Genomic DNA, 26202 nt, shown 5'->3' with positions numbered 1-26202 from the left:
CCTGATCATGCCTTCCTTGAAAACTTCCTGTAGCCTGCTTTTCTCTTTGTTTTTGTTGTTGCCGCTCGTCTCCCGCGCCGATGTAACACTGCCGGCCCTGATGACTGACAACATGGTGTTGCAGCAGAAAATGGAGGTGGCGCTGTGGGGGTGAGCCGCGCCGGGCGAGGCTGTAACCGTGACGGTAGGCTGGCAGAAAACGCCCCGCAAAGTGGTGACCGATAATGACGGCAACTGGCTGGTGCGCGTGCCGACGGGCAAGGCCGGCGGGCCATACACCATTCAGGTGCAGGGCAAGAACAAGCTGACCGTCAACAATGTGCTGCTAGGGGAAGTGTGGCTGTGCTCGGGGCAGTCGAACATGAACTTCCCGGTGTCGAAGGGCAAGGCTGATTGGATGACGGGCAGGCCGGCCCCGACAGCGTGTTTGTGCCCGCGCAGGCGCAGATAGAAGGTAACACCATGGTGGTGTGGAGTGAGAAGGTGAAGCAGCCGGTAGCCGTACGCCTCGGGTGGAGCATCTCGCCCGAGCCCAACCTCTACAACGCTGCCGGGCTGCCCGCTTCCCCTTTCCGCACCGAGAAATGGCGCACCCCAACGCAGGGGAAAAACTGAGGTGGTCCGCGGATAGAAGCCTTTTTGTAGCGCGGAAGCCACAGGAAATCCGTTCCACGACGAGCACCGCGAGTTCCTACGCGGATGAGCCATACGGCGCAGCACCGGATACTCGCTCTGCTCGTCGCGGAACGGATTTCCTGTGGCTTCCGCGCTACAAATAACTACTCAAGGCAAGGAGAGGGTACGTGGGGCAACAGGTTAAAAAGCTAAATAATCTTATTCTTTATTAAACAATAAATTTCACTTTAAGCACCGCAGGCGGTACGGTACAGGAGGGTTCCGAGAGGGCGGCAAAATAGCTTAGTGCTGACTGAAATAGTCGTCAACAGCTCTTTGCTTTCAGAATTATACCCTTCCTGCTTATGAAAACAAACTACAAATGGCAGCGCGGTCGGCTTGCGGTGTGTGTGCCGCTGCTGCTCCTGGCCGGGCCAGGCGTAACCGCCGTACAGGCCCGCGCATCAACCAAGATGGTGGCCGAGTGGCAGATAACTGGCCGAGTGGTTTCTAAAACCAACGAAGGCTTACCGGGCGTAACGGTGGTGCTTAAGGGAACTACGGTCGGCACGTCTACGGGTGCTGATGGCAATTTCACGCTGTCGGTGCCCGAGAAAGCCGGCACTCTGGTGTTCAGTTACATCGGCTTCCAAACCAAAGAGCAAAGCTTTGCGGGGCCGGGGCCCGTTACCGTCACGCTCGGCGAAGACGTTAAGAACCTCGACGAGGTAGTAGTAGTGGGGTACGGCACGCAGAAGCGGGGCGACGTAACCGGGGCCATTGCTTCCTTCAACGCTGAGAAGCTAACCGAGCGCCCCGTAACCCGCGTCGATCAGGCGCTGGTGGGGCAGCTGGCGGGCGTGCAAGTGAAGCAGACAACCGGCGTGCCGGGCCGCGGCTTTTCGGTGCAGGTGCGGGGCTCCGGCTCCATCACCGCCAACAACGAGCCGCTATACGTTATCGACGGCTTTCCGTTGGAAGCGGCTTCGCAGAACTCATCGGGCCGTTTTGGGACCGGCAGCCCGCTCGACAACATCAACCCCAATGACATCGAGAACATCGAGGTGCTGAAAGATGCCGCCGCGGCGGCCATCTACGGTTCGCGGGCGGCCAACGGCGTGGTGCTCATCACCACCAAGCGCGGCCGGTCGGGCAAGCCCAAAATCAACTTCAACACCTACGCGGGCTTTGTACAAGCGGTCCGCAAGCTAGATATGCTGAACTCCGAGGAGTGGGTTGACCGCTCCATCGAGTTGATTAATGCCAACTGGGTCAATTCCGGGACGGGCCGCCTGGCCAGCCAGACCACGGCCGAGCGCCAGGCCATTCTGCGCGTCAACACCATCAACCCCACCCTGATGATCGACGACCGATGGCTGCAGCCGGGCCATCCCGGCCTCGACTACGTGGACTGGCAGGACAAGGCGTTCCGGACCGGTTTCACGCAGGACGTGCAGCTTTCGGCCAGCGGCGCGAGCGACTTCGTGAACTACTACGTTTCCGGCGACTACCAGAAGCAGGATGGCGTGGTGATTGGGCTAGGCTACAAGCGCTACTCGGCCCGCGCCAACGTGGAAGTGAAGGCCAGCGACAAGTTTAAGTTTGGCTTGAACATCTCGCCTTCCTATTCCATCAGCCAGGACCCTGGGGTGGAAGGCAAAGACAACTTGATGCAAAATATTATTTCCACCTCACCCGTGGTGGAAAGCGCGGCGGGGCTGAACACCAACACCGGCGACTTCACCAACTACGCCTGGGGCTTCACGCGCAACAGCCCGATCCGGGTCCTGGAAAACGCCATCGGCGATACCCGCACTTTGCGCACGCTGGGTACTATCTACGCCGAGTTTCAGCCTATCAAAAACCTGGCGTTCCGCTCCACCGCCAACCTCGACAACACCGACGCCGAGTCCAAGGCCTACAGCCCGGCTTTCGTGAACGGCAGCTTGGGCAACCGACAGGCCTCGGGTTCGTTCAGCTCATTCCGCAAGCAAACCTTCGTGAATGAGAACACGCTGACTTACTCCCGAACGCTCGGCGGCAAGCACGACCTGACGGGGTTGGCCGGCTACTCCTACAACTTCACCAAGCTAAATGCGCAGGCCTTGTCAGCTTCCAACGGGTTTGTGAACAGCGCCGTCACGACGCTGAACGCTGCTACCACTATCAGCGGCACGGCCAACAACTACACCACCGAAACCCAGAACGTCCTGATTTCCTACTTCGGGCGCTTGCAGTACGCTTTCGGCGGCAAGTACCTGGCGTCGGCCAGTATCCGGCGCGACGGCTCGTCGCGGTTCGGTCAGAACACCAAGTTCGGTGTCTTCCCGGCGGCTTCGCTGGGCTGGCGCATCTCGCAGGAAAACTTTATGCAAAGCCTGACCCCAATCAGCGACCTGAAGCTGCGGGCCAGCGTGGGCTACTCCGGCAACAACGGCATCGGCGACTACAGCAGCATTGCCACGCTCGGCATCTACAACTACACCTACGGGGGCACGCAGTTCAACGGCCAAGCCCCGAACCGCGTCAACAACCCTGACTTGAAGTGGGAACGGTCGCGCACCTACGACGTGGGCTTTGACTTCGGGCTGCTGAAAAACCGCATCACGGGCTCGTTCGACTACTACACCAAAACCAGCAAAGACCTGCTCCTGAACATTCCGATTTTGGCCGGGGCGGGCTTCGCTACGCAACTTACCAACATTGGGGAAGTGCTGAACCGCGGGCAGGAGTTGGAGATAACCAGCCGCAACTTTGTGGGTGCCTTCCAGTGGACTACCTCTCTCAACGTGAGCCACAACACCAACAAGGTGGTGCGCTTGGGTGCCAGCAATGCCCCTATTCAAGTACTTTCGGCCTTCGATATTCCCAACAACATCCTGCAAGTGGGCCAGCCGCTCTACAGCATTTACGTGGTGAAGCAAGATGGTATCATCTCCCAGGCTGACCTCGACAACGGCGCGGCCCTCTACGGCGCGCAAACCGTGGGCGACCCGAAGTACGTGGACTACAACGGCGACGGCAAGATTGACGCCAACGACCGCCAGATTGTGGGTCACCCCAACGCCGACTATAGCTGGGGCGTCACGAACAGCTTCAAGTACAAAGGCTTCGATTTGAGCGTGCTGGTGCAGGGCCAGAATGGCGGCTCTATCTACTCGCTGTTCGGCCGGGCCGTGGACCGCACCGGTACCGGCCAGCCCGACAACGTGCTCGGCCTCTACCGTGACCGGTGGCGCTCCCCCGAAGACCCCGGCGCTGGCTTGCGCGGCAAGGCGTACTCCACCTTCGGCCGCATCAAAAACACCGACTGGTTGTACTCATCGGACTACTACCGCATCCGCAGCATCACGCTGGGCTACGACCTCGGGCTGCTCATCAAGAAAAGTGTTGCGCAGGGTGCGCGCATCTACGTAACGGCCGAGAATTTCTTTGGGCACGACAAGTACACCGGGGGCCTCAACCCCGAAGCCGTGAACACCGCCGGCGGCGACGACAGCTTCCCCGTGGGCGTGGACTATGGCGGCCTGCCCCTAACCAAGTCGCTGATTGTCGGGCTTAACGTCACCTTTTAAGCTTCGCCTTACTTCTCCTGCATCCCATGAAAAAGACGATATATCTGCTAGCGGCAGCGACTTGGCTTATGCTAAGCGGCTGCGAGAAAGAGCTAGATCAAAATCCACTTTCCAGCGGCTCAACCCCCACGTTCTACCGCAGCCAGGCTGACTTCGACCAAGCGCTAGCCGCGGCGTATCAGCCGCTCACCGGCTACCCCAGCCGGGCCCTCAACCTTTCGGAAACCCGTTCCGACAACATCTACGGCGTCGATGACCTTGGAGTGCGCGACTGGGCCCCGGTGAACAACTTCTCGACGGCGCTGGTCAACAACCCCTACGTGGCGGAAGCGTGGACCACCAACTACCGGGGCATTTTCCGGGTGAATACGGTGCTGGATCAGCTGGCGCTGAACGGCAGCGCGGTCAGCGACGCCACCCGCCCGCGCCTGGAGGGCGAGGCGAAGTTTCTGCGCGCTTTCTACTACTTCGACCTGGTTCGCTTTTTCGGTAAGGTGCCTGTCTATGAAACAGCGCTGCTGCCTGATGCCGTGGCCAAGATTCCGCGGAGCCCGGTGGAAGACGTGTACAAGCTGATTATTTCCGATCTGCAAACCGCTATCAGCTCGCTGCCCGCCACCTACGACAACGCCGTATCGGCCGATAAGCCTAACGTGGGCCGGGCCACGGCCAACGCCGCCAAAAGTTTGCTGGCGCTGGTGTACCTAACTCGTTCGGGGCCAACCTACGGCATCGAAGGGCCGGGCCTTAACACCAACGAGTACAACCTGGCTTTGCCGCTGCTCAACGACGTGCTCAACAGCGGCAAGTACTCGTTTCTGGCTTCCTACCCCGATATCTTCTCGTACACCAACGAAAACAACCGGGAAGTTGTCTTCGACATCCAGTTTCAGGGCGGCGGCACCGGACTAGGCAGCGACTTTCCGGGTTTGCTGGTGCCCGATGCCTACTTCACGTTCCTGAAAATCCCGTACGCCTCGGGCGGGCTCGAAATCCGGCCTATTGCCAACGACCTGCTGAACTCGTACTCGGCCGGTGACGTGCGCAAGACGTTCAACTTCGCCGAAGGCTACGTGAGCACCACGGGCTTCCGCGAAACGCGCTGGCTGATGAAGAAGTACCTCAACGAAAACCTGCGGGGTCCTGGCCGCCTCGATTGGCCCATCAACTGGATTGTACTCCGCTACACCGATTTGCTGATGATGAAGGCCGAGTGCATTCTGCACGGCGTAGGCGGTACCCAAACCGATGTAGACAACATTGTGAACCAAGTGCGGGCCCGCGCCGGCGTCACGACCAAACTCACCAACGTGACCCTGCCGCAACTCATGGAGGAACGCCGCCGTGAGCTAGCCGGCGAGGGCTCCCGCTGGCACGACCTGGTACGCGAAGGATTGGTACTGACCCGCATGAACGCCTGGATTCCGGTGGAAGATACGCGCAACCGCATGGCCCGGAACATCGATGCCAATCAAATCATCTACCCGGTGCCGCAGTCGGAGCTAAGCGCCGCGCCAGGCCTCTACGACCAGAACCCGGGGTACTAGGGCGTGAAGAGTGTGACTTCCACGCTCCGCTCCACAGGCCTTGGAAATGGCCAACGCGAAACCAGAAGCCGAGCAGTTTGCTTTGTATCCTAATCCAGCCAGCAGCCAAGTGAAATTGCACCTGCCCGCCTCGGCAAGCGGTTCGGCCCGGATTATTTCCGATCTGAGCGGCCGCCGGGTGTTGACCCAAACTGTGCGCGGTGCTAATCCGCAACTTAACCTGCCCGCATCTTTGTCGGGGGGCGTCTATCTGCTACAGGTGCAAGCGCCCGGCTTTTCAGACAAGCCGCAGCGGTTGGTGATTCAGTGATCCTGCTAGCGAGTAGCAGACGTCAGTCCATCCTGCTACCTGAGGCGCCGTAGTTAAGTTTTCCGACTTTTTAGACTCAGATCGAGCTTCCGTAAAAGCTTTTGCAAAACAGCCCATTGGCTGCTGGTCGCCTGGTGCTGCCAGTAGTCAACGGGCTGTTTTGCATGGTGGCTCTGCCTATGCGGTTTTCACGGCGGGTGACTAGGAACGGATTTTGTTTCCCGTCGTAGCTTTAACCTCCCAAATCCTTCCTCTGCTCTTACTCGACCATGTTGAAACGTTTCGCTTTCCTGAGCTTGCTGGCATTCCCTGGCTTAGCTGCCGCTCAATCTTTTGTCCCAAATCTGCCACCCGTCAAAACCACTTCCTTCCGCGCCGATACGTTTTCCATTGCCAAGTATGGTGCGGTAGCTGATGCCATAACGCCAAATACTGCCGCACTTCAAAAATGTATAGAAGCGTGCAGCCAGAAGGGGGGAGGCGTGGTGCTGGTGCCGCGCGGGCAGTGGCTAACCGGCCCGGTAGAGTTGCGCAGCAACGTGAATCTGCATCTGGCAGAAGGCGCACTGCTGCAATTCAGCGCCAACCGCGCCGATTACAAGCTTCACAAAACCAATTGGGAGGGGCTCGATGCCGTGCGCAATCAAGCGCTGATTTATGGCAAGAACCTCGAGAACGTAGCTATAACGGGCAAAGGCATCGTGGACGGGGCCGGCGAGGCCTGGTGGATGGTGCAGAAAGCCCGCTCCACCGAAGGCGAGTGGAAGCAGCTGGTGGCTTCGGGCGGCGCGCTAAACGAAAAGCAGGACCGGTGGTACCCCTCGGCCCAAAGCCTAAAAGGCACGACGGTAAAGGAGCCCGGCGTGCTCACCGAAGACAAATCGGAAGTTAAAGATTTCGAGGAAATCAAAGACTTCCTGCGGCCCGATATGCTGGTGCTCGACCATTGTAAACGGCTACTACTCGAAGGCGTCACGTTCCAGAACTCCCCGGCCTGGACTCTGCACCCCATGATGAGCGAAGACGTGGTGGTGCGCAACGTAAACGTGCTCAACGGGCCCTACACGCCCAATACCGACGCGCTGGATTTAGAGTCTTGCAAAAATGGGCTGGTGGAAGGCTGCACGTTCAGCGTCGGTGATGATGCCATTTGCATCAAGTCGGGCCGCAACGAGCAGGGGCGCAAGCGGGCCATGCCCACCGAGAACTTTGTGGTGCGCAACTGCAAGGTGTACCGGGCCCACGGTGGCTTCGTGATTGGCAGTGAGATGTCGGGCGGGGGGCGCAATATCTACGTGAGCAACCTTACGATGATGGGTACCGACATCGGGCTCCGCTTCAAGACCACGCGCGGCCGGGGCGGGGTGGTCGAGAACATCTTCATCGAAAACATCGACATGAAAGACATTCCCGGCGAGGCCATCCTCTTCGACATGTACTATATGATCAAAGATCCGACGCCGCAAGTAGCCGGCTCCAAGGAGCGCCCGGTGTCGCCCGCCAAACCCGTAGACGAAGGCACCCCGCAATTCCGCAAAATCCAGATCCGCAACGTAACCTGCCACGGCGCCGAAACCGGCATTCTGGTGCGCGGCCTGCCCGAAAAAAGCATCCAGGACATCAGCATAGAAAATGCCGTGCTGCAAAGCGAAAAGGGTCTCGTCTGCATCGAAGCCGACAACATCAACCTGCGCAACGTGACCTTGCTGCCCACCAGCACCGACCCGGTCATGGAAGTCCACAACAGCCAAAACATCACGCTCGATAACATCAAATACGCCCCCGGCGCGGCGGTGTTGCTACGCGTGTCAGGAGCCGAAAAAGCCAAGAATGTACGCCTAATAAACACCGACACGTCAAAGGCCAAAATCGGGGTGGAGTTTGGTAAGGACGTGAAGAAAAAGGCGGTAGTGGTATCAAAGCGGTAGGGGCCTCCCCCCCGGCCCCCTCTCCGGGGGAGTGGGGGCCGGGGGGGAGGCCTCGTTGAACAACCGAGGCGGGCCCCAAGCAGGATACTACAGGTTACTCATAGGGAAATTCCAAGTTAAGTTGGGACGCAAATCACTCCTCTATGAAAACCAATCTACTGTCTTGGCTGTGTGGGGCGGCGCTGTGGTGGACCGCTGCCCCAGTGGCCGCCCAAACGCCGGTCCGCAAGCAGGTGCAATACCTCTCCGGCACCGACAACACGCACACTGCCACGTGGGATTTTTACTGCACTGGCGGCCGCCGCAGCGGCGTCTGGACCACCATTCAGGTGCCCTCGTGTTGGGAACAGCAAGGCTTCGGCAGCTATAACTACGGCCGCGACTACAAAACCTACGGCAAGAACTTCCGCTTCGCCGACGAGAAAGGGCAGTACAAGCACCAATTCAAAGTGCCCACCGCCTGGCAAGGCCAGCAGGTGTTTGTCGTGTTTGAGGGTTCGATGACCGACACCGAAGTGAAAGTGAACGGCCAGCTAGCCGGCCCCATTCACCAGGGCGCGTTCTACCGCTTTAAATACGACCTCACCGATAAGCTAAAGTACGGCCAGGATAACCTGCTAGAAGTAACAGTCAGCAAAATGTCGGCCGAGCCTACCGTGAACAACGCCGAGCGCCTGGCCGACTATTGGGTGTTTGGCGGCATCTTCCGGCCGGTGTACCTGGAGGCCTACCCCAAGCAGTTCATTGCCCACACCGCTATCAACGCCCGCGCCGATGGTTCTTTTGCCATGAATGTAGCCGTGCGCGGCCTGCGCCAGGCCACCGACGTGAAGGCCGATATTCTGGACGCGCAGGGCCAGGTGGTGGGCACCGCACTAGGCCGTGCTGCCGCCACCGATACGTTGGTAAAGCTGACCACCAAAATCAGCAAGCCGCGGCTCTGGACCTCGGAAACGCCCAATAGGTACCGCACCAACATCCGGCTGGAAGCGGGCGGGCAGCCGCTGTATCAAACCACCGAGAAGTTCGGGTTTCGCACCATTGAAATCCGGCGGGGTAAGGGCATCTACGTGAACGGGACGCAGGTGAAAATGAAGGGCATCAACCGGCACAGCTGGTGGCCCGAAACCGGCCGCACCCTCAACGATTCCATTCACTTGATGGACGTGAAGCTTGTCAAGGAAATGAACATGAACGCCGTGCGCATGTCGCACTACCCGCCCGACGCCGAGTTCCTGGACCTCTGCGACTCGCTCGGCCTCTACGTGCTCGACGAGCTGGCCGGCTGGCAGAAAGCCTACGGCACCAAAGTAGGGGAGAAGCTGGTGCGCGAAATGGTGCTGAAAGACGTCAACCACCCAAGCATCATCTTCTGGAGCAACGGCAACGAAGGCGGCACCAACAAAGACCTCGACGACGACTACGGCCGCTACGACCTCTCCAACCGCCCCGTCATCCACGCCCACCACCGCCCCGGCAACGCCTTCAACGGCATCGACTGCAACCACTACGAGAACTACTATAGCACCGAGAAAATTCTCGCCGATTCGCTGATCTACATGCCCACCGAGTTCCTGCACGCGCAAGACGACGGGGGCGCCGCCGTGGGTCTGTACGACTTTTGGGAGCTGCACTGGAAGTCGCAGCGCTCCGGCGGAGGCTTCCTGTGGGCCTTGGTCGATGAAGGCATCGTGCGCACCGACCAGCGCAATATCATCGACGTGAACGGCGTGAATGCGCCCGACGGCGTGGTAGGTCCGCACCGCGAGAAGGAGGGCAGCTTCTACGCGTTGCGGGAAATTTTCTCGCCCATCAAGATCAACCTGAAGGAGTTGCCCGCCAAGTTCAAGGGCACGATTCCGGTGGAAAACCGCTACCACTACAACAACCTCAGCCAGTGCTTTTTCCAGTGGGAATTGGTGAACTACCGCCAGCCGGGCGAAGTATTCACGGGTTCCACCACGCTCCAGAAAAGCCGCGTCGCGTCGCCGTCGGTGGCGCCGCTTGGGCGGGGAGAGTTGAAGCTGAAGCTGCCCAAAAACTGGCAGGACTACGACGCCTTGGTGCTTTCCGCCTTCGACCCGCAAAAAAACCTGGTGTACAAGTGGACCTGGAAAACCGGCTCCAACACGCGCCTGCTGCGCAACATCTTGCCCGGTACGGAAAAGCAGCCGCCCGTAGCCGCCACCGAAACCGACAGCACGCTCACGCTGCAAGCCGCGGGCATCACGGTCGGCTTCAACAAGAAAACCGGCGAAATCCAGGACGTGAAAGGCAACAGCGGCGACAAGCTCAGCTTCGGCAAAGGCCCCATATTGGTAAGTGGAAATGCCACCTTCACCGGCCTGAAGCGCCGCACCGAGCCCGATGGCGAAGTGGTGGAAATGAGTTACCAGGGTGACCTGAAAACCATGCGCTGGAAGATGGACGGCAACGGCTGGCTGCGCCTCGACTACGAATACGCCGTAGCCGGCGACCTGCCTTTCACCGGCATCAGCTTCACCTACCCCGAAAACTACGTGCTCGGCGCCAAGTGGCTCGGCAAAGGCCCGTACCGCGTCTGGAAAAACCGCCTTCAGGGCGTGACTGAAAACGTGTGGGAAAACGCCTACAATAACACGCAAACCGGCGCCGCCCCCTGGATTTACCCCGAGTTCAAAGGCTACTTCGCCGACATTACCTGGCTGGAAATGAACACCGTGGAAGGCAAGTTCCTGGTCGCCACTCCCGACAAAGGTTTGTTCGTGCGCCTCTTCGATTTCTACGGTTTGTCGGGCGTGAAACCCTACCCGACGCTACCCGTCGGCAACCTGTCGTTCCTGGAAACCATTCCGCCACTCGGCACCAAGCTGGCCCTCAACATCGACGCCAACACTAAAAACCTCGGCCCCAACAGCGAGCTAAACCACGTCAGCGCCCCTTCGAAGCGCACGCTGTACTTCTTCTTCGGCCTCCCCAAATCCAACGCCACCCCGCAGCCCTACAAAGCCCCGGCCAAGGACGAGTTGTTCTAACCCCACCCCCGTCCCACCTCGCTTCATGCGCGACATCCTCCGGGAGAGGGGTGCGTTCAACGACTCGTTTGGTTGTCGTCTGGCATCCCTCTCCCGGAGGGGAGGGGACGGGGGTGGGGTGCACCGAACAGTACAGGACGGCCAACGCCTGCGGATTCCCTTCCTTGAACGAAATAGCCGCTACCCGAGCCCATTCAACAACCCTGAAAGTGAAATCAAGCCGTTTGAAAAACCATTTCTTAAGCTGGAAAACCCTGTTGCTAGGGTTGCTGATTGCGTCCTCGGTGAGCGTATCGGGGCAGAAGATGCCCAAGAAAAAAGCGGTGCTCAAAACCATGCAGCGCACCAACGACTACTTCATGAAGCTCTGGCCCGACCCCGGCAAAGACATCATGACCAACCGGCTCCGCCCAAGCCACATCTGGACCCGGGCCGTGTACTACGAAGGCCTGATGGCCCTCTACGGCATCGACAAGCAGCCGCGTTACTACGACTACGCCGTCGACTGGGGCACCAAGCACCAGTGGGGCATCCGCAACGGCACCGCTGACCGCAACGCCGACGACCAGTGCTGCGGGCAAACCTACCTCGACCTCTACAACATCGACCCCAAGCCCGAGCGCATCCGCGACATCAAAGCCTGCATCGACAACATGGTGCAAACGCCCAAAATCGATGATTGGAACTGGATTGACGCCCTGCAAATGGCCATGCCCGTGTACGCCCGCCTCGGCGTGCTCTACAAGGATACCGCCTACTACGAGAAGATGTACCGTATCTACAACTATTCGAAAACCGTGCACGGCGGCAACGGCCTCTATAATCCGCAAGACCAGCTCTGGTGGCGCGACAAAGACTTCGTGCCGCCCTACAAAGAGCCCAACGGCGAAGACTGCTACTGGAGCCGCGGCAACGGGTGGGTGGTAGCGGCCATGGTCCGCGTGCTCGACATCATGCCCCAAGACGCCCCCCACCGCGCCGAATACGAGCAAATGTACCTGAGCATGATGAAGGCCCTGCCGCCCCTGCAACGCCCCGACGGCTACTGGAACGTCAGCCTCCACGACCCGACCAACTTCGGCGGCAAAGAGCTAACTGGCACGGCCCTCTTCATCTACGGCATGGCGTGGGGCCTCAACCACGGCCTGCTCGACGCCAAGCAGTACCAGCCCATCATCGCCAAAGCCTGGACCGCCATGGCCAAGGAATGCGTGCACCCCAACGGCTTCCTCGGCTACGTGCAAGGCACCGGCAAAGAGCCCAAAGACGGCCAGCCCGTCAGCTACACCAGCAAACCCGACTTCGAAGACTACGGCCTCGGCTGCTTCCTGCTGGCCGGTAGTGAGATATATAAAATGAAGTAAGAGGCGAACTAGAAGGCCGTCATGCTGAGCGGAGCCGGAGGCGAAGTCGAAGCATCTCGCTCGTGTGGTATCTGTCATGCTGAGGAATCGAAGCATCTCGCGTGCTGACGTTGCCAAACTAACCGTCATGCTGAGCTTGTCGAAGCCTCTTGCTCGAATCGTTGTAGTGGTAAGAGTATACCACACGAGCGAGATGCTTCGACTCCGCCTCCGGTCCCTGGCTTGAGGCGCCACATGCTCAGCATGACGGTTTTTATAAATAACGATTGTCAACCACCTTATGAAAACACCCCTCGCCCTTTCTCTTCTGCTCGCCGCCGTGCTAACCCAAAACGTAGCCCACGCGCAGGCGCCGAAGTGGCCGGAAATCACGCAGCAAACCAAGCCCTGGACGCGCTGGTGGTGGCAAGGCAGCGCCGTCAACAAGGAAGACCTGACGCGCCTGCTTACGCAGTATCAGCAGGCCGGCTTGGGCGGGGTGGAAATCACCACAATTTATGGGGTGAAGGGCGCCGAAAACCAGTTTATCAACTTCCTGGAGCCGAAGTGGATGGACATGCTCACGCACACGCTCACGGAAGCCGGTCGGTTGGGGATGGGCGTGGACATGGCGCAGGCCTCCGGGTGGCCCTTTGGCGGGCCGTGGGTGACGCAGGAAGACGCCTGCAAGTACGTGGCCTCGCAAACCTACACGCTGAAAGGCGGCGAGCAGCTACAGGAGCCTGTGCGCTTCATCCAGCAGCCGCTGCTGCGCATGATCGGCCCCCGCGTCGACAGCAAGCAGCTGGTCGAGCCGATTACCAAAAACCCGGATTTGCAGCTCCGTGCCTTCGACCAGGTCCGCTTCGAGAAGCCACTGCCGTTGCAGACGCTCATGGCGTATTCCGATAAGGGCCTGGCGCTGGATTTGACCAGCAAAGTAGCCGCCGACGGCAAGCTGAATTGGACCGCGCCGGCTGGCAACTGGACGCTTTACGGCGTGTTTCAGGGTTGGCACGGCAAGATGGTGGAGCGCGCCGGCCCCGGCGGGGAAGGCGACGTTATCGACCACTTCTCGAAAACCGCCACCGATAACTACCTGCGTCATTTCGACGAAGCCTTCAAGGGCCGCGACGTAAAGCCCATCCGCGCCTTCTTCAACGACTCCTACGAGGTAGACGACGCGCAGGGCGAGGGCAACTGGACCCCGCAGCTGTTCGCCGAGTTTCAGAAGCGCCGCGGCTACGATTTGCGGCAGCATTTGCCGGGGCTGTTCGGCAAAGCGTCGGACGACGAAAACAAGCGCGTGCTGTCCGACTACCGGGAAACCATATCCGAGCTGCTGCTCGAAAACTACACCAAAACGTGGGCCACATGGGCGAAAACGCACGATGCCCTGATTCGCAACCAGGCCCACGGCTCGCCGGCCAATATCCTGGATTTGTACGCCGCCACCGACATTCCCGAGACGGAAGGCGAGGATCTGGTGCGCATCAAGTTTGCTTCGTCGGCGGCGCACGTGACGGGCAAGCCGCTGACGTCGGCGGAGTCGGCTACTTGGGAAAACGAGCATTTCTTGTCGAAGCTGAGCGACGTGAAGAAGGCCATGGACCGGATGCTGCTCGGCGGCGTCAACCACACCTTTTACCACGGCACCAACTACTCGCCGCAGGCTGCCGCGTGGCCGGGCTGGCTGTTTTACGCGGCCGTGCATTTCAACCCCAACAACTCGTTCTGGACCGACTTCGGCCAGCTCAACAAGTACGTGGCCCGCTGCCAGTCGTTTATGCAAGCCGGTAAACCCGCCAACGACGTGCTGGTGTACCTGCCCATCTACGATTCCTACGTGCGCCCCGGCAAGGTGCTGCTACAGCATTTCGATGGCATTGAACACGGCTTCAAGGGCCTGCCCATCGAGGAGGCCAGCGCTACGCTCCTCAAGCGCGGCTACGGCTTCGACTACATTTCCGACAAGCAGTTGCTCGGCGTAAAAGCCGTGGGCACAACGCTGCAAACCGGCGGGGCCACCTACCGCACCATCCTGGTGCCCGACGCCAGCCTGATGCCGCTAGCCACCCTGCAACAGCTGGTGAAACTGGCGGAAGGCGGGGCCACCATCGTCATGGAAAACCAGCTGCCCGCCGACGTGCCCGGCCTCAGTAGCCTCGATAGCCGCCGCAGTGCCTTCCGTAAGCTGCTGGCGCAGATAAAGCTAGCGCCAGGCAAACAGGCCGGCGTGCAACAGGCGACGGTCGGCAAAGGCCGCATCCTGGTGGGCAAAGATGTAGACCAGCTGCTGACTCAAGCCAGCTTGAAGCGCGAAAAGATGGTGGACACCGGCCTGGAATTCGAGCGCCGCCGCCATGCCAAAGGCTACTACTACTTCGTGGCCAACTGGAGCGACAAAATTATTGACGGTTGGCTGCCGCTGCAAACCGCCGCCAAGTCGGTAGCCCTCTACAACCCCATGACTGAAAAGCTCGGCATGGCCTCTATCCGGGCCGCTGGGCAAGGAATGCCGGAAGTGTACGTGCAGCTGGCTCCCGGTGAGTCGTGCATCCTGGAAACCAACGAAGCCGGCACCACTGGCCCGGCCTACGCCTACATGAAACCCGCCGGCGCGCCGCAGCCCATCAACGGCACCTGGAAAGTGGCTTTTGTGTCGGGTGGCCCGACGCTGCCGGCGCCGTTGCAAACGCAGAAGCTGGATTCCTGGACGACTTTGGCGGGGGAAGCTGGCCAGAAGTTCTCGGGTACGGCCACCTATACCACGTCGTTTCCAGCGCCGCCGGGCACCGGCACCGGCTGGCTGCTCGACCTCGGCCGCGTGGCTGAAAGTGCCCGCGTGCAGCTCAATGGCAAAGAGCTCGGTACGCTCATCGGGCCAGTCTACCAGGTGTACGTGCCCAAAGACCAGCTGCAAGCCACCAACAACCTGACCGTCACGGTCAGCAACGGCATGGCTAACCGCATCATCGACATGGACAAGAACCACGTCGAGTACAAGAAATTCTACAACGTGAACCTGGCGGCTCGGCTCAAGGAAAACCGCACCCCCGAAGGCCTCTTCACCGCCGAAAAATGGGCTCCTCTGGAATCAGGCCTGCTAGGCCCCGTCACCCTAACACCTACTGCGGTAATGAGGGGTGAAGAATTAGGAATGAAGAATGGGCAATGACTGAGCTGCTGGAACACCAGGCTGATGACAGGAACCATCTCGCGTGCTGTTATTAGCAGCTGTTGAAGATGTAGAGACGCGACATTTCGCGTCTCGTCGTTGAACGACTAATTCAGAACAAGCTCATCTAAACAACCTCAGCAACGACGAGACGCGAAGTGTCGCGTCTCTACAATCGCGCAACGTCAGTATGATGTTCCAGCAGTTCATTCCTAATTTTTCATGGCTTCCCTCCACTCAAATCCACAAATAATGGAAGAAATAGCCTTCACCATGCAACTCAAGCCCGGCACTGTTGCCGAATATCAACGGCGGCACGATGAAATCTGGCCGGAGCTGTCTGAGGCGCTGGAACAGGCCGGCATCCGGGACTACTCCATCTACCTTGATGCTGTTAGCGGAACCCTGTTCGCCGTGCAGAAGCGCACCCCCAACCATACCGCCGACCAGCTGCCGGGCCTGCCCATCATGAAACGCTGGTGGGACTACATGGCCGACTTAATGGATACTAATGCCGATAACTCGCCCGTAGCGAAGCCTTTGCAGCGGGTATTTAAATCACGGATTTAGCCGGATAATCCAGCTGAATCCGTAACCAGGCAGGTAGGTACGGGACAGTTCGCCGGAAGTAATTCCGCAGCTTTGGAATGTGAGTGAAGTACCTTTCAACTGACGCGTGATGGAACCGGGAATTGCGGCCGTGGGAATCCGTCATACCCAATCCGTCACGCGTCAAGTTGGAAGATGATCGTCTTGGGAATGCTTCGTTCCCTCTCCACCCGACCCCTCCTGTTATGAAGTTGATTGCTTCCCTGCTGTTTCCGCTGCTGGCTTGGATAAGCTCGTTCACGGAACCCGCCCCCTCACCCGTTGCCGCCGCCGACCCGGACTGGACCAAGCAAGTAGGCGCCAAAACCACCCCGACCAGCAAAACCATCTTCGCCGCCGGTAAATACGGCGCCCTCGCCGACGGCAAAACGCTGAACACGCAGGCCATTCAGAAAGCCATTGACGCCGCGGCTAAGAAAGGCGGCATCGTCACCTTCGCCCCCGGCCAGTACCTCACCGGCTCTATCTTCCTCAAGAAAGGCGTCACGCTCCAACTCGACAAAGGCGTGACCCTGCTTGGCAGCCAGGACCTGAAGGATTACCCGGAAATTCCCTCACGCATTGCCGGCATCGAAATGACCTGGCCCGCCGCCCTCATCAACATCCTCGACCAAGACAACGTCGCCATCACCGGCACGGGTACCATCGATGGGCAGGGCAAGCCGTTTTGGGATAAGTATTGGGCTATGCGCAAAGAGTACGACCCCAAGGGGCTGCGCTGGATAGTCGACTACGACGCCAAGCGCCCCCGCACGCTGCTGGTGGCCAATTCCAGCAACATCACCCTCAAGAACATTACGCTGCAGCGCGCCGGCTTCTGGACGGTGCACGTGCTCTACTCCAAGAACGTTACGGCCGACGGCCTCATTGTTCGCAACAACATCGGCGGGCACGGCCCAAGCACCGACGGCATCGACATCGACTCCAGTTCCTACGTGCTGGTGGAAAACTGCGACATCGACTGCAACGATGACAACTTCTGTTTGAAAGCGGGCCGCGATTGGGATGGCCTGCGCGTAAACCGCCCCACCGAATACATCCTCATCCAGAACTGCGTAGCCGGCGCCGGCGCCGGTCTTTTCACCTGCGGCAGCGAAACGTCGGGCGGCATTCGCCACGTCATTGCCCGCGGCCTGAAAGCCAAGGGCACCAAACTCGGCATCCGTATCAAATCGGCGCTGACACGCGGGGGCATTGTGGAAGATATTGTAGTGGATGACATTGAGATGGACGGCGTGGGCACGGCCATTCTGATGACTATGAACTGGAATGCGGCGTACAGCTACTCCTCGCTGCCGGCCGGCTATACCTTGGAAACCCTGCCCGCGCACTGGAAAGCCATGCTTAACAAAGTAGAGCCCGCCGAAAAAGGCGTTCCGCACTACCGCGACGTGCACATCAGCAACGTGCGGGTGCGCAACGCGAAAACCGCCGTTTCGGCCGAAGGCCAGCCTAATTCGCTGCTAGAAAATATGTCGTTGGACAACATCACCATGACCTCCGAAACGGCAGGCGGCGTGAACTACGGCACCGGCTGGAGCGTGAAAAACGTGAACATCACCGCCCAAGACCAGGAGCCGATAGCCATCCAAAACAGCGCCGGCATGAAGTTTTAAAGTGAAGTGAAGAACAAGTGCGAAGAAGCGGCTTCTACCTGGAAGCCGCTTCTTTTTTGATGTAGCGCGGAACGGATGGCCGCGCTACAGCCTAATACAGCAGCACCACCAAACTGCGTGCCCCATGTGCCCCAATCACCAACGACTGTTCGATATCGGCCGTTTTGGAGGGGCCGGCTACAAAAGCCCCGTAGCCGCCGGTAGAAGGTAGTTGTGCGTAGGCTTGGTGCATGGTGGCCACGATGCGGCGGTGGTCGAGTACCAGCACCAGATGTTGGGTGATAGTGGGTAGGGCGCGGTGGAGCATATTGACTTCTGGCAGCCAAATAGAGCCGTTTTCCGCCACACCAATTTCGCCGGGCAGCACCGCTAAGTCAACATCGGCGAGTACTTCGGTTGGGGTCAGCGCATCTACGGGTACCGTCGCCGGGAAGAGGGGAGAAGCCGAAAGCCGGGACTCCGGAAACAGTTGCTTGACCACCGACAATAACTGCTCGGGGCCATCAATCCACGCCACCTGACCACCGATGCTGGTCAGAACTTGCGTGAACCGCTCCGTAGAGTCGTCGCCGGCAAAATCGGGGACGGGGGGTAGGGGCGTTTCGGCGGGTTTGTTGGCCCGGGTAGCGGCCAGGATTTTTTCGCGTGAATTACTCATGCGGGATTGTTTGCCTGTTGTTGATACCACTCGCGGAAACTCTGCTTGGGTGGCGCAGGCAGCTCCCTAGCCACCGCCCACACGTTGAAGTGCCGGGCGTGGGTGAGGCTGTAGGGGAGAAACTTAATGCCCTGCCGCGCCAGTTTGCCGCTTACTCCGAAAGCCTTGGGGCTGGTCAGGAGGCGGCCCATGAGCTTCATGCTCCACTTCTTGGAGGCCGGTATTTCGTTGGCTTCACCGAGCACCTGCCGCCACTTGTAGAGCTGCGTGTGAATGTCAATCTTGACGGGGCACACGTCGGAGCAGGAGCCGCAGAGCGTGGAGGCAAACGGCAGGGAGCTGTGCTTTTTCATGTCGATGTTCGGCGACAGGATGGCCCCGATGGGGCCGGGCACGGTGAAGTCGTAGGAGTGGCCGCCGCTGCGGCGGTACACGGGGCAGGTGTTCATGCAGGCCCCGCACCGAATGCACTTCAAGGAAGCCCGAAAATCGGGGCGGCCGAGCTGCTTGGTGCGCCCATTATCTACGATGACAATGTGCATCTCCTTGCCAGCGGCCGGCTTGGTGTAGTGCGAGGTGTAGGTGGTGACGGGCTGCCCGGTAGCACTGCGAGCCAGCAGGCGCGTGAATACTGCTAGATCGGAAAGGCGCGGAATTAGCTTCTCGATGCCCATGGCCGCAATGTGCACGTGCGCCAGGTTCACGCCTAAATCGGCGTTGCCTTCGTTGGTGCAAATAACTACGCAGCCGGTTTCGGCCACCGCAAAGTTGACACCCGAAATAGCTACTTCCGCCGCCAGAAACCGCGCCCGTAAGTGTTGGCGGGCGGCCTCCGTGAGCACCTGCGGATCGACTTCCCCTTTGGCCGTGCCGAGGTGCTTGAAAAACGTTTCGCCCACGTCTTCCTTCTTCAAGTGAATAGCGGGCAACACCAAGTGGCTCGGGGCTTCGTCGCGCAGCTGAATGATTCGCTCGCCCAAGTCCGTGTCCACCACTTCAATGCCATTGCTGAGCAGGTGCGGGTTCAAGTGGCACTCCTCGGTCAGCATCGATTTGCTCTTGACCACACGAGTTGCGTTGTGCTGCCGGATGATGTCGAGGATGATGGTGTTGTGCTCGGCAGCATCGGCCGCCCAATGGATGTGCACGCCGTTGCGCTTGGCCTGCTCCTCGAACTGCTCGAGGTAAGTGTCCAGCTTGCTCAGGGTGTGGTCTTTGATTTGGGAGGCCAGCTCGCGCAGGTCCTGAAACTCAGGCACGGCGTACACCGCTTTGTCGCGCTTGGCGCGCACAAACCAAAGCGTTTCGTCGTGCCAGGTAGTACGGTCGGCGTCGCCGATGAATTTGGCGGCTCGGGTGGCGTGGTCCATTCGGTTGATTGCTGATTGTTGGGTGTTGCTTGTTAACTCGTTCCGAAGCGTGCTGCGAAAATCGTTTTGCGAGAACGGTGTAGAGACGCGACACTTGGCTTTGCCGACCTTCGGTTCGCGTCTCGGTGTTGAACGACCAAAATGGAGTTCTTGTAAACAACCTCAGCAATGAGGAGACGCGAAGTGTCGCGTCGCTACACCGTTCTCGCAAGCTGGTTCGTGACGAATACAGTTAAGCATATAAGTCGTTCAGCATAAAAAAGTTAATTGATGCCATTCAGGATTTCGGCGGCGTGCAACACGCGCATGGGCAACTGCCGGCGCCGCACAATGCCTTCCAGGTGCATCAAGCACGACATGTCGCCGCCCGTTAGCACGGTGGTGCCGTTGCGCACGTGGTCGGCCACCCGGTCTTGCCCCATACGAGCCGAAATAGCCGCTTCCGAAACGCAGAACGTGCCCCCGAAACCGCAGCACTCATCGTTGCGGTCCAGCTCCGTCAGCTCAATGCCGTTGAGGGAACCGAGTAGCCGCCGAAGTTGCCCGTCGCGCACCGGCGTCATCTCCGATTCGTTGGCCTGATGCAAACCGCGCTGCCCGTGGCAGCTCAGGTGCAGCCCCACGCGGTGCGGGAAGGTGCCGGGTATTTCACTCACGCCGAGTACCGTGGTAATGAAATCAATCAGGTCGTAAGTGCCCGTGCGTACTTGCTGGACGTCAAGAGTCTGATCCAGCTTGTCGAAGTGCTTGCGCACGTGGTACACGCAGCTTCCCGACGGGGCCACCACATAATCGTAATCCGAAAACGTGTCCACAAAGTGCCGGTAAATCGGCAACGCGTCCTTCTCGCAGCCGCTATTAGCCAGCGGCTGCCCACAGCACGTTTGTGCCGCTGGAAAATTCGCTTTTACGCCTAACTTCTCTAACAGCTGCAACGACGCAATGCCTACCTGCGGGTAGAACTGGTCGACGTAGCACGGCACGAATAAGGCGACTTTCATTTTTTGGTTGTTGAATTGTTGGTTGTTCTATTTTGATGGTTATTGAATAATGGAAGAATCGATCCGTCATTTTAAGTTAGGTGATGTAGAAGCGTATCGTGTAAGCTTCAACTTAAGAAACCGCGTTTGGGAGATTGTGCTGAACTGGAATTATCTGGCGCAGAGTACCGTCGGGACGCAGTTCGTTCGAGCAGTCGATAGTATTTCGGCTAATCTGGCCGAAGGGTTTGGGCGTTACGGGAAGAAGGACAAAATCAAGTTCTATCGTATAGCCCGCGGCTCGTTAATGGAGGCATTGGATTGGAACGAGAAAGCCAAAGTGCGGCAACTACTCACTGTCGAGCAGTACACTTACATTTTCACCCAACTCCAACTTTTACCTAAAAGCATTAATACTCTCATCAAATACACTAGCAACAGCCTAAAGGAATAAGGGTTGATTGATAGTTGTTGATTGTTAATAGATGGTTGTTAGTAGGTATGAATCAACAATCAGCAATCAACAATCAACAATCATCAGGTAAACAACAGCTGCGTTTTCTTCCAGGCTTCGCCTTGTTCCAAATGCACGAGGGCACCGAGAGCAGTGGCTTGGGGTACTTCCAGGGTGCGAATTTCGGCGCCGGGGAAGTTCCAACTCAGGGTTTGCATAAACAGTGGGTTGCGCGCAAAGCCACCATCGACGTAGATGATTTTCTCGCCCTGCCACACCAGATGAATGGATTCGAGCAGCAGGTTGATGAGGCCGTGCATGAGGTGCTGATACGCATCGGAGGCGGTGCGGAAACCGGTGAGATCCCACTCGGCGGCGGGCCGGTCAGGAAAAGGACCAGTGCCGGCCATGCAGGCAGGCTGAAAGCTGGCGGAAGCCTCGTCGTAGGGGCGGGCCAGCACCAGGGAGCGGTAGAAATCGGGCTTCACGTGGAAGTGATTGGCAATGCGTTCGACTTGGTAGTCGTGCTCCCGACCGAGGAACACGCGGGCGGCGCGCATGGGCTGCCCGCCGGGCGTGAGGAAAGTCAGGCTGTCGCGCCGCAGTAGCTCCGGGGTGAGGGGCTGGCTATTGAACGGGTTGATGGTCACCGACCAAGTGCCGGTTGAAACCAGCACAAAAGGCTCGTCGGTTTCGGCCAGGTAGGGCATGACGGCGGCCGAACTGTCGTGCAGGCCCACGCCCACCAGTATGCCATCGACCACCGAAGCAATTGAGTCTTTGGTAAGTGGCGCTAGCTTTTCCTCGATACCCTCGCGGCGTACCCAATTGTGGTATTGGCCTCGCTCGAAGTCCCACAGGTTGGTATGGCAACCCACCGAAGTGTAGTCGCTGAACTTCTCGCCGGAAATCAGGTACGACAGGTATTGCGGCAAATGCAGGGAGGTGTGAATGCGCGCAAACAATTCGGGCTTGGTATACTTCAGCCAGTACAGCTGCATCCCCGAGTTGAGCATGCCGAGCTGCGGCGAGCAGGTTTCGGCTGCAAAATCTTCTGACGCCTGCCCTAGCATCGAGTAGAAGCGCTGCATCACTTCCTCGGGCATCGGCTTGAGGTAGTTGTAGAGCGGTAGCATGGGCTGGCCGCCGGCATCGAGGTGCACGAAGCTGGCGCCGTAAGCCGTGAAGTTGACGCCTTTCACGGTGTAGTGCGGGTGGTTGCGCAGCTGCTGCCAGTGGTCCTGCACCCACTGCGTCAGGCGCGGCAGGTGGTCACACACAAACCCATCGTCGTCAAGCGAGTCGGTGCAGATGTGCTGGTTTTCGTCAATAATCTGCCGGTCCTCGTCAAAGAGAATCAGCTTCTTATTGGTCTTGCCAATATCAAATACCGCGTAGATAGACTTTTTCATGGAGGAGTTTTTGAGAGCTACAGGCTGTGAGCTGCAAGCTGATGTTCAACGAAGAGCTTACAGCCTGTAGCTCAAAGACCAGTGGATAAGCTGAGTTTGCCGCGCTGCTGAATCAGCAACTCACGGATACCGGCGGCGCGGTAGGCCGCTACCGGCCGCAGGGCCCCACCCGCCCGATGGTACGCTTCTGCCACCAGCGGCCGAACATCCAGCAAGAAGGCATCGCGCATAATCTCTTCGGCTCGCACTACGTCGTTTTTCTCTTGCGCCTCATATAATGCGGCACGGTCTACGAGCAAGGCCTTGGCATAGGCCGTGAGAATGTTCTCAACCGACTGCAAGAGGTCTTCCAGCGGGTCTTTCACGTTGTGGCTGGCATCTATCATATACGCCACCGTAGGGTTGGTCACGGCTTGGTCGCGGGCCGCGTCCACTAGCTCGTTGAAGATGAGGAAGAGCTGGAACGGCTTGATGCTGCCGGTCGTCAGGTCGTCGTCGCCGTACATCGAGCCGTTGAAGTGGAAGCCGCCCAAGCGTCCAAACTGCTGCAAGCGGCCCACAATCTGCTCGATGTTGGTGTTGGGCAAGTGGTGGCCCAAATCCACCAACACGTTGGCATTCTGGCCGAGCGACTGGCACAGCGAGTAGGAGGTGCCCCAATCCGGAATCACCATCGAGTAGAAGTTGGGCTCGTAGGGTTTGTACTCAACCAGCATATTCCAGTCACTTGGCATGGCCTCGTAGATAGCCGCCAGCGACTCCTGCGTGCGCAGATATGCCCGGCGCAAGTGCTGCTGACCGGGGAAGTTGGAGCCATCGGCCAGCCACACGGTCAGGGTTTTGGCGCCCAAGTCGCGGCCGTGCCGGATGCAGTCGATGTTGTGCTGAATGGCTTGCTGGCGCGTACTCGCTTCGGTGTGACTCAGCGAGCCAAATTTGTAGGAATAGTGCTGGTCTTTCTGGTCCTGGAAGGTGTTGGAGTTCACCGAGTCAATCACCAAGCTCTGCTCTTGCAGTAGCTGCTGCAAGCCCGGAATGTCCTGCGGAATATCCCACGGAATGTGCAGTGAAATCGAGTTGGAAGAACGGTTGAGCTGGTGCAGCACGCCCACATCCGAAATCTTCTCCTCCAGGTTACGTGGCTCGCCGCCCAACGGAAACCGCCCAAACCGCGTGCCGCCCGTCCCTAGCGCCCAACTCGGAATAGCCACCTGAAAATCGATGAGCTGCTGCACCACTTGCCCGGCATCGAGCTGGCGGCGCACCAGCAGATCGGTCAGAAAGTTGAACTGCAACTGATGTTCTTCCAGCAAGGGCTGGTTGAGGTCTTGGATGCGGGATTCGGAAAGCATATTAGGTCGAGTTTAGGGAGGCAAAGTGCCGCCATCGGCACAAGCCGGCTAGCTGGTTTCGCCTCCGAGTGGTGGAAGCCGTGGTAGTACAAGCAAATTAGCTGCGCCTGCCCCGCTGAACTGTTCTGAACTCTCCTGTGTGTCGTGTTTTTTGAGTTACTAGTTGTTTAGCTATTCATTTTTAAAAGGTAAAAAACTAGTTCCTCTCCTCAACTGAGAAGGGGAACTAGTTTTTTACCTTTCTAATCCTGCTTCGCCTTACCGGCTATTCCTTACAACGACCCGCGGCGAATGGTGTAAAACGGGTTCTTTACTTTCACGCGCTGCTTTTCGAGCAGCAGGGTGGCGGCGGTGCGACCCATGGCTTCGAAATCAGTGGTGATAACCGTCATGTTCAGCAGTTCTTTCAGCGGGGTTTCGTTGAAAGAAATAATGCCAACTTCCCGGCCCAATAAGTAGCTGGTCTGTCGCATCTTTTTGACTAGTTCTACCAAGTCGGTTTCCCGAATAACAACGTAGGCGGTACCAATTTGCAGGACCTCGTTCATGGCGTTTTCAACCACTGCAAACGTCTTGTTGTGCAGCAGGCAAAACGAGCGGAACCCCCATGGCAATTCCTCGGGGTGGTTGGCATCGCTCGGCAGAATCAGCACGAGGCGCGAATACTTTTCGAGCAGGTCAGCCGCGTTTTCCAGCGCCCCGAAAATGTCTTTGTCGAAGTCCTGGAATACCCGCAGGCAATCGTGCTTCAGCTCCGGAATATCCTTGTCGAGCAGCACCAGTTCCTGCGAGGGAATCTTGTTTAAAATGTTCTGATACGTGGCTTTTTCGGTGTCCAGGGTGAAGTGCGGCATCACCACGTAGTAGTTGTATTTGCCTAGGCTCTTTTCAATGATTTCCTCGAACAAATGCACGTTGTAGTGGTGGATCTGAAGGTCCACCGTGGCCTCTTCGCCTAAGGCTTCAAGGAAAGCGTAGTAGATAATTTTTTTATAGGAGCTGAGCTTATTGAATACGAGTAGGATTTTAAGCTTGGTATTGTCGTTGGCTTGCACGTAGTAGCCCTTGCCTTGTACCGACGTGATGAAGCCTCGCTCGCGCAGTTCGCGGTAAGCCTTCTCGACGGTGTCGCGGGCAATGTAGTACTCTACGCTCAGCTCACTAATGGAAGGAAGTTGGTCGCCGTTCTTCAGCAGGCCCCGTTCGATGTCCGTAATCACCGACTGCACGATCTGCTTGTATTTTGGTGTCTTGTCTTGGGGCTTTAACTGAAGCTTATAGAACTCGGGGGCAACCAGCATTTCTCGGGGTTCGGCCAGACCGATACTCGGGTTTCGGTCGCGGGAGGCGGATTTGTAGATCATGGTGGAGGAAGAAAACAGGTGGGAATTAATGGAGCGGAGTGCCGTGAAGCAGAAGTGTAGTCAGTTATCGTTTGTTGTGCAATCGATTGTATGATTAAAGATCTATTTCAGAAGCGGTACTCCAAATTCACCGTATCTCCGCTTAGGAAAGAGCGGACGGAAAATCTTCGGGTGGTTGAAAATACTTAAATCCGCTTGTTTTAGCAGTTATAAAGCCAACTTTTCCTGGTAAAAATTACCGGGAACGTTGCCGGAACTTTCTACTAGCGCACTTTTTGCTCGCCCGATGCATGGAAAGGAGAAAACCTGACGGGCCGATTACTGAATCGGCCTATCAGGTCTCCTATTTACAATGAATTGCACTGTTATACATCAGCGCAGATTAGCTGAGTTAGCCGAGGCCAGCCCAACTACCTTACGTTGAGATGCTCCTTCCGCTAACTTATTGGTTTAGCGAACAAAAGCCATGGCCACGCCGCCATCTACGTTGAGCACGTTGCCGGTGCTCTTGCTCAGGGAACCATCCACGAACACGCGCACGGCCTTGGCAATGTCTTCGGCCAGCAGCTCCTCGCCGAGCAAGGTGCGCTTGGCGTAGTGGGCCGGCAGCTCTTCCACCGAGATGCCGTAGGCCTTGGCCCGGCCGGCGGCCCACTCGCCCTCCCAAATCTTGGAGCCGCGCAGCACGGCATCGGGGTTGACGGTGTTGACGCGGATCTTGTCGGGCCCGAGCTCGGCGGCCAGCAAGCGGCTCATGTGCAGCTGCGCCGCTTTGGCCGTGCCGTAGGCCACGTTGTTGGGGCCCGCCACCAGCCCGTTCTTGCTGGCAATGTTAACGATGTCGCCGCCTAAGCCTTGCTGGCGCAGGATGGTAACA

General features: G+C 58.3%; 20 protein-coding genes. 13 read left to right on the top strand and 7 right to left on the bottom strand.

The window, feature by feature from the left end; translation table 11 throughout:
* Nucleotides 1-7: 7 nt before the first annotated feature.
* The 12 genes from VF639_RS25235 to VF639_RS25180 all read left to right on the top strand — a co-directional run bounded on the left by VF639_RS25235 (nt 8) and on the right by VF639_RS25180 (nt 17735).
* Entirely contained in the window at nt 8-154 is a 147-nt protein-coding gene (locus tag VF639_RS25235) for a hypothetical protein (RefSeq protein ID WP_331148738.1), read from the top strand.
* Nucleotides 155-178: 24 nt separating this feature from the next.
* Complete coding sequence (locus tag VF639_RS25230; protein ID WP_331148737.1) at nt 179-451, top strand: hypothetical protein; 273 nt, start codon at nt 179-181, stop codon at nt 449-451.
* Nucleotides 430-615 (top strand): hypothetical protein, encoded by a 186-nt coding sequence (locus VF639_RS25225; RefSeq protein WP_331148736.1) that lies wholly within the window; start codon nt 430-432, stop codon nt 613-615. The genes VF639_RS25230 and VF639_RS25225 overlap by 22 nt, the downstream gene beginning before the upstream one ends.
* Nucleotides 616-980: 365 nt before the next feature.
* Nucleotides 981-4190: a SusC/RagA family TonB-linked outer membrane protein gene (locus tag VF639_RS25220; RefSeq protein ID WP_331148735.1), complete on the top strand. Its 3210-nt coding sequence runs from the start codon at nt 981-983 to the stop codon at nt 4188-4190.
* 26 nt (nt 4191-4216) lie between these two features.
* The gene (locus VF639_RS25215) at nt 4217-5737 is read left to right on the top strand and encodes a RagB/SusD family nutrient uptake outer membrane protein (RefSeq protein ID WP_331148734.1); all 1521 of its coding nucleotides are present in this window, start codon (nt 4217-4219) and stop codon (nt 5735-5737) included.
* 46 nt (nt 5738-5783) lie between these two features.
* Nucleotides 5784-6047: a T9SS type A sorting domain-containing protein gene (locus tag VF639_RS25210; protein ID WP_331148733.1), complete on the top strand. Its 264-nt coding sequence runs from the start codon at nt 5784-5786 to the stop codon at nt 6045-6047.
* 269 nt (nt 6048-6316) lie between these two features.
* Entirely contained in the window at nt 6317-7975 is a 1659-nt protein-coding gene (locus VF639_RS25205) for a glycoside hydrolase family 28 protein (RefSeq protein WP_331148732.1), read from the top strand.
* Nucleotides 7976-8118: 143 nt separating this feature from the next.
* Complete coding sequence (locus tag VF639_RS25200) at nt 8119-10989, top strand: glycoside hydrolase family 2 protein (RefSeq protein WP_331148731.1); 2871 nt, start codon at nt 8119-8121, stop codon at nt 10987-10989.
* Between the two features lie 305 nt (nt 10990-11294).
* Complete coding sequence (locus VF639_RS25195; RefSeq protein WP_331148749.1) at nt 11295-12353, top strand: glycoside hydrolase family 88/105 protein; 1059 nt, start codon at nt 11295-11297, stop codon at nt 12351-12353.
* A gap of 280 nt (nt 12354-12633) precedes the next feature.
* Nucleotides 12634-15510 carry a glycosyl hydrolase gene (locus VF639_RS25190; protein WP_331148730.1) on the top strand — a complete coding sequence of 959 codons (2877 nt, stop codon included), beginning with the start codon at nt 12634-12636 and terminating at the stop codon, nt 15508-15510.
* A gap of 252 nt (nt 15511-15762) precedes the next feature.
* Nucleotides 15763-16080: an L-rhamnose mutarotase gene (gene rhaM, locus VF639_RS25185; protein ID WP_331148729.1), complete on the top strand. Its 318-nt coding sequence runs from the start codon at nt 15763-15765 to the stop codon at nt 16078-16080.
* Between the two features lie 224 nt (nt 16081-16304).
* On the top strand, nt 16305-17735 hold the full coding sequence (locus VF639_RS25180; RefSeq protein WP_331148728.1) for a glycoside hydrolase family 28 protein: 1431 nt from the start codon (nt 16305-16307) through the stop codon (nt 17733-17735).
* A 91-nt stretch (nt 17736-17826) separates the two neighbouring features.
* Here VF639_RS25180 and VF639_RS25175 read toward each other — a convergent pair whose 3' ends face one another.
* The 3 genes from VF639_RS25175 to VF639_RS25165 form a co-directional block, all read right to left on the bottom strand.
* On the bottom strand, nt 17827-18393 hold the full coding sequence (locus VF639_RS25175; RefSeq protein WP_331148727.1) for a LutC/YkgG family protein: 567 nt from the start codon (nt 18391-18393) through the stop codon (nt 17827-17829).
* The gene (locus VF639_RS25170) at nt 18390-19763 is read right to left on the bottom strand and encodes a lactate utilization protein B (protein ID WP_331148726.1); all 1374 of its coding nucleotides are present in this window, start codon (nt 19761-19763) and stop codon (nt 18390-18392) included. The genes VF639_RS25175 and VF639_RS25170 overlap by 4 nt, the downstream gene beginning before the upstream one ends.
* A 263-nt stretch (nt 19764-20026) precedes the next feature.
* A complete protein-coding gene (locus VF639_RS25165) occupies nt 20027-20764 on the bottom strand; it encodes a (Fe-S)-binding protein (protein WP_331148725.1) in 738 nt (245 codons plus the stop codon).
* Nucleotides 20765-20813: 49 nt separating this feature from the next.
* On the opposite strand from VF639_RS25165, the gene VF639_RS25160 reads away from it, so the two are divergent.
* Nucleotides 20814-21197: a four helix bundle protein gene (locus VF639_RS25160; RefSeq protein WP_331148724.1), complete on the top strand. Its 384-nt coding sequence runs from the start codon at nt 20814-20816 to the stop codon at nt 21195-21197.
* Between the two features lie 83 nt (nt 21198-21280).
* On the opposite strand, the gene VF639_RS25155 is transcribed toward VF639_RS25160, so the two are convergent.
* The 4 genes from VF639_RS25155 to VF639_RS25140 form a co-directional block, all read right to left on the bottom strand.
* Complete coding sequence (locus VF639_RS25155) at nt 21281-22609, bottom strand: FGGY-family carbohydrate kinase (RefSeq protein WP_331148723.1); 1329 nt, start codon at nt 22607-22609, stop codon at nt 21281-21283.
* Nucleotides 22610-22680: 71 nt separating this feature from the next.
* Nucleotides 22681-23961: a sugar isomerase gene (locus tag VF639_RS25150; protein WP_331148722.1), complete on the bottom strand. Its 1281-nt coding sequence runs from the start codon at nt 23959-23961 to the stop codon at nt 22681-22683.
* A gap of 272 nt (nt 23962-24233) precedes the next feature.
* Nucleotides 24234-25262, bottom strand: a complete 1029-nt coding sequence (locus tag VF639_RS25145; protein WP_331148748.1) for a GntR family transcriptional regulator — start codon at nt 25260-25262, stop codon at nt 24234-24236.
* Nucleotides 25263-25775: 513 nt separating this feature from the next.
* Nucleotides 25776-26202 (bottom strand): SDR family oxidoreductase (locus VF639_RS25140; protein ID WP_331146653.1); only part of this gene is annotated, 427 nt, incomplete at its 5' end.

Origin of the sequence: Hymenobacter sp., from assembly GCF_036387835.1 — a bacterium.
GTDB lineage: Bacteria > Bacteroidota > Bacteroidia > Cytophagales > Hymenobacteraceae > Hymenobacter.
The sequence above is the reverse complement of the archived record's forward strand: the minus strand, read 5'-3'. Positions and strand labels throughout refer to the sequence as shown.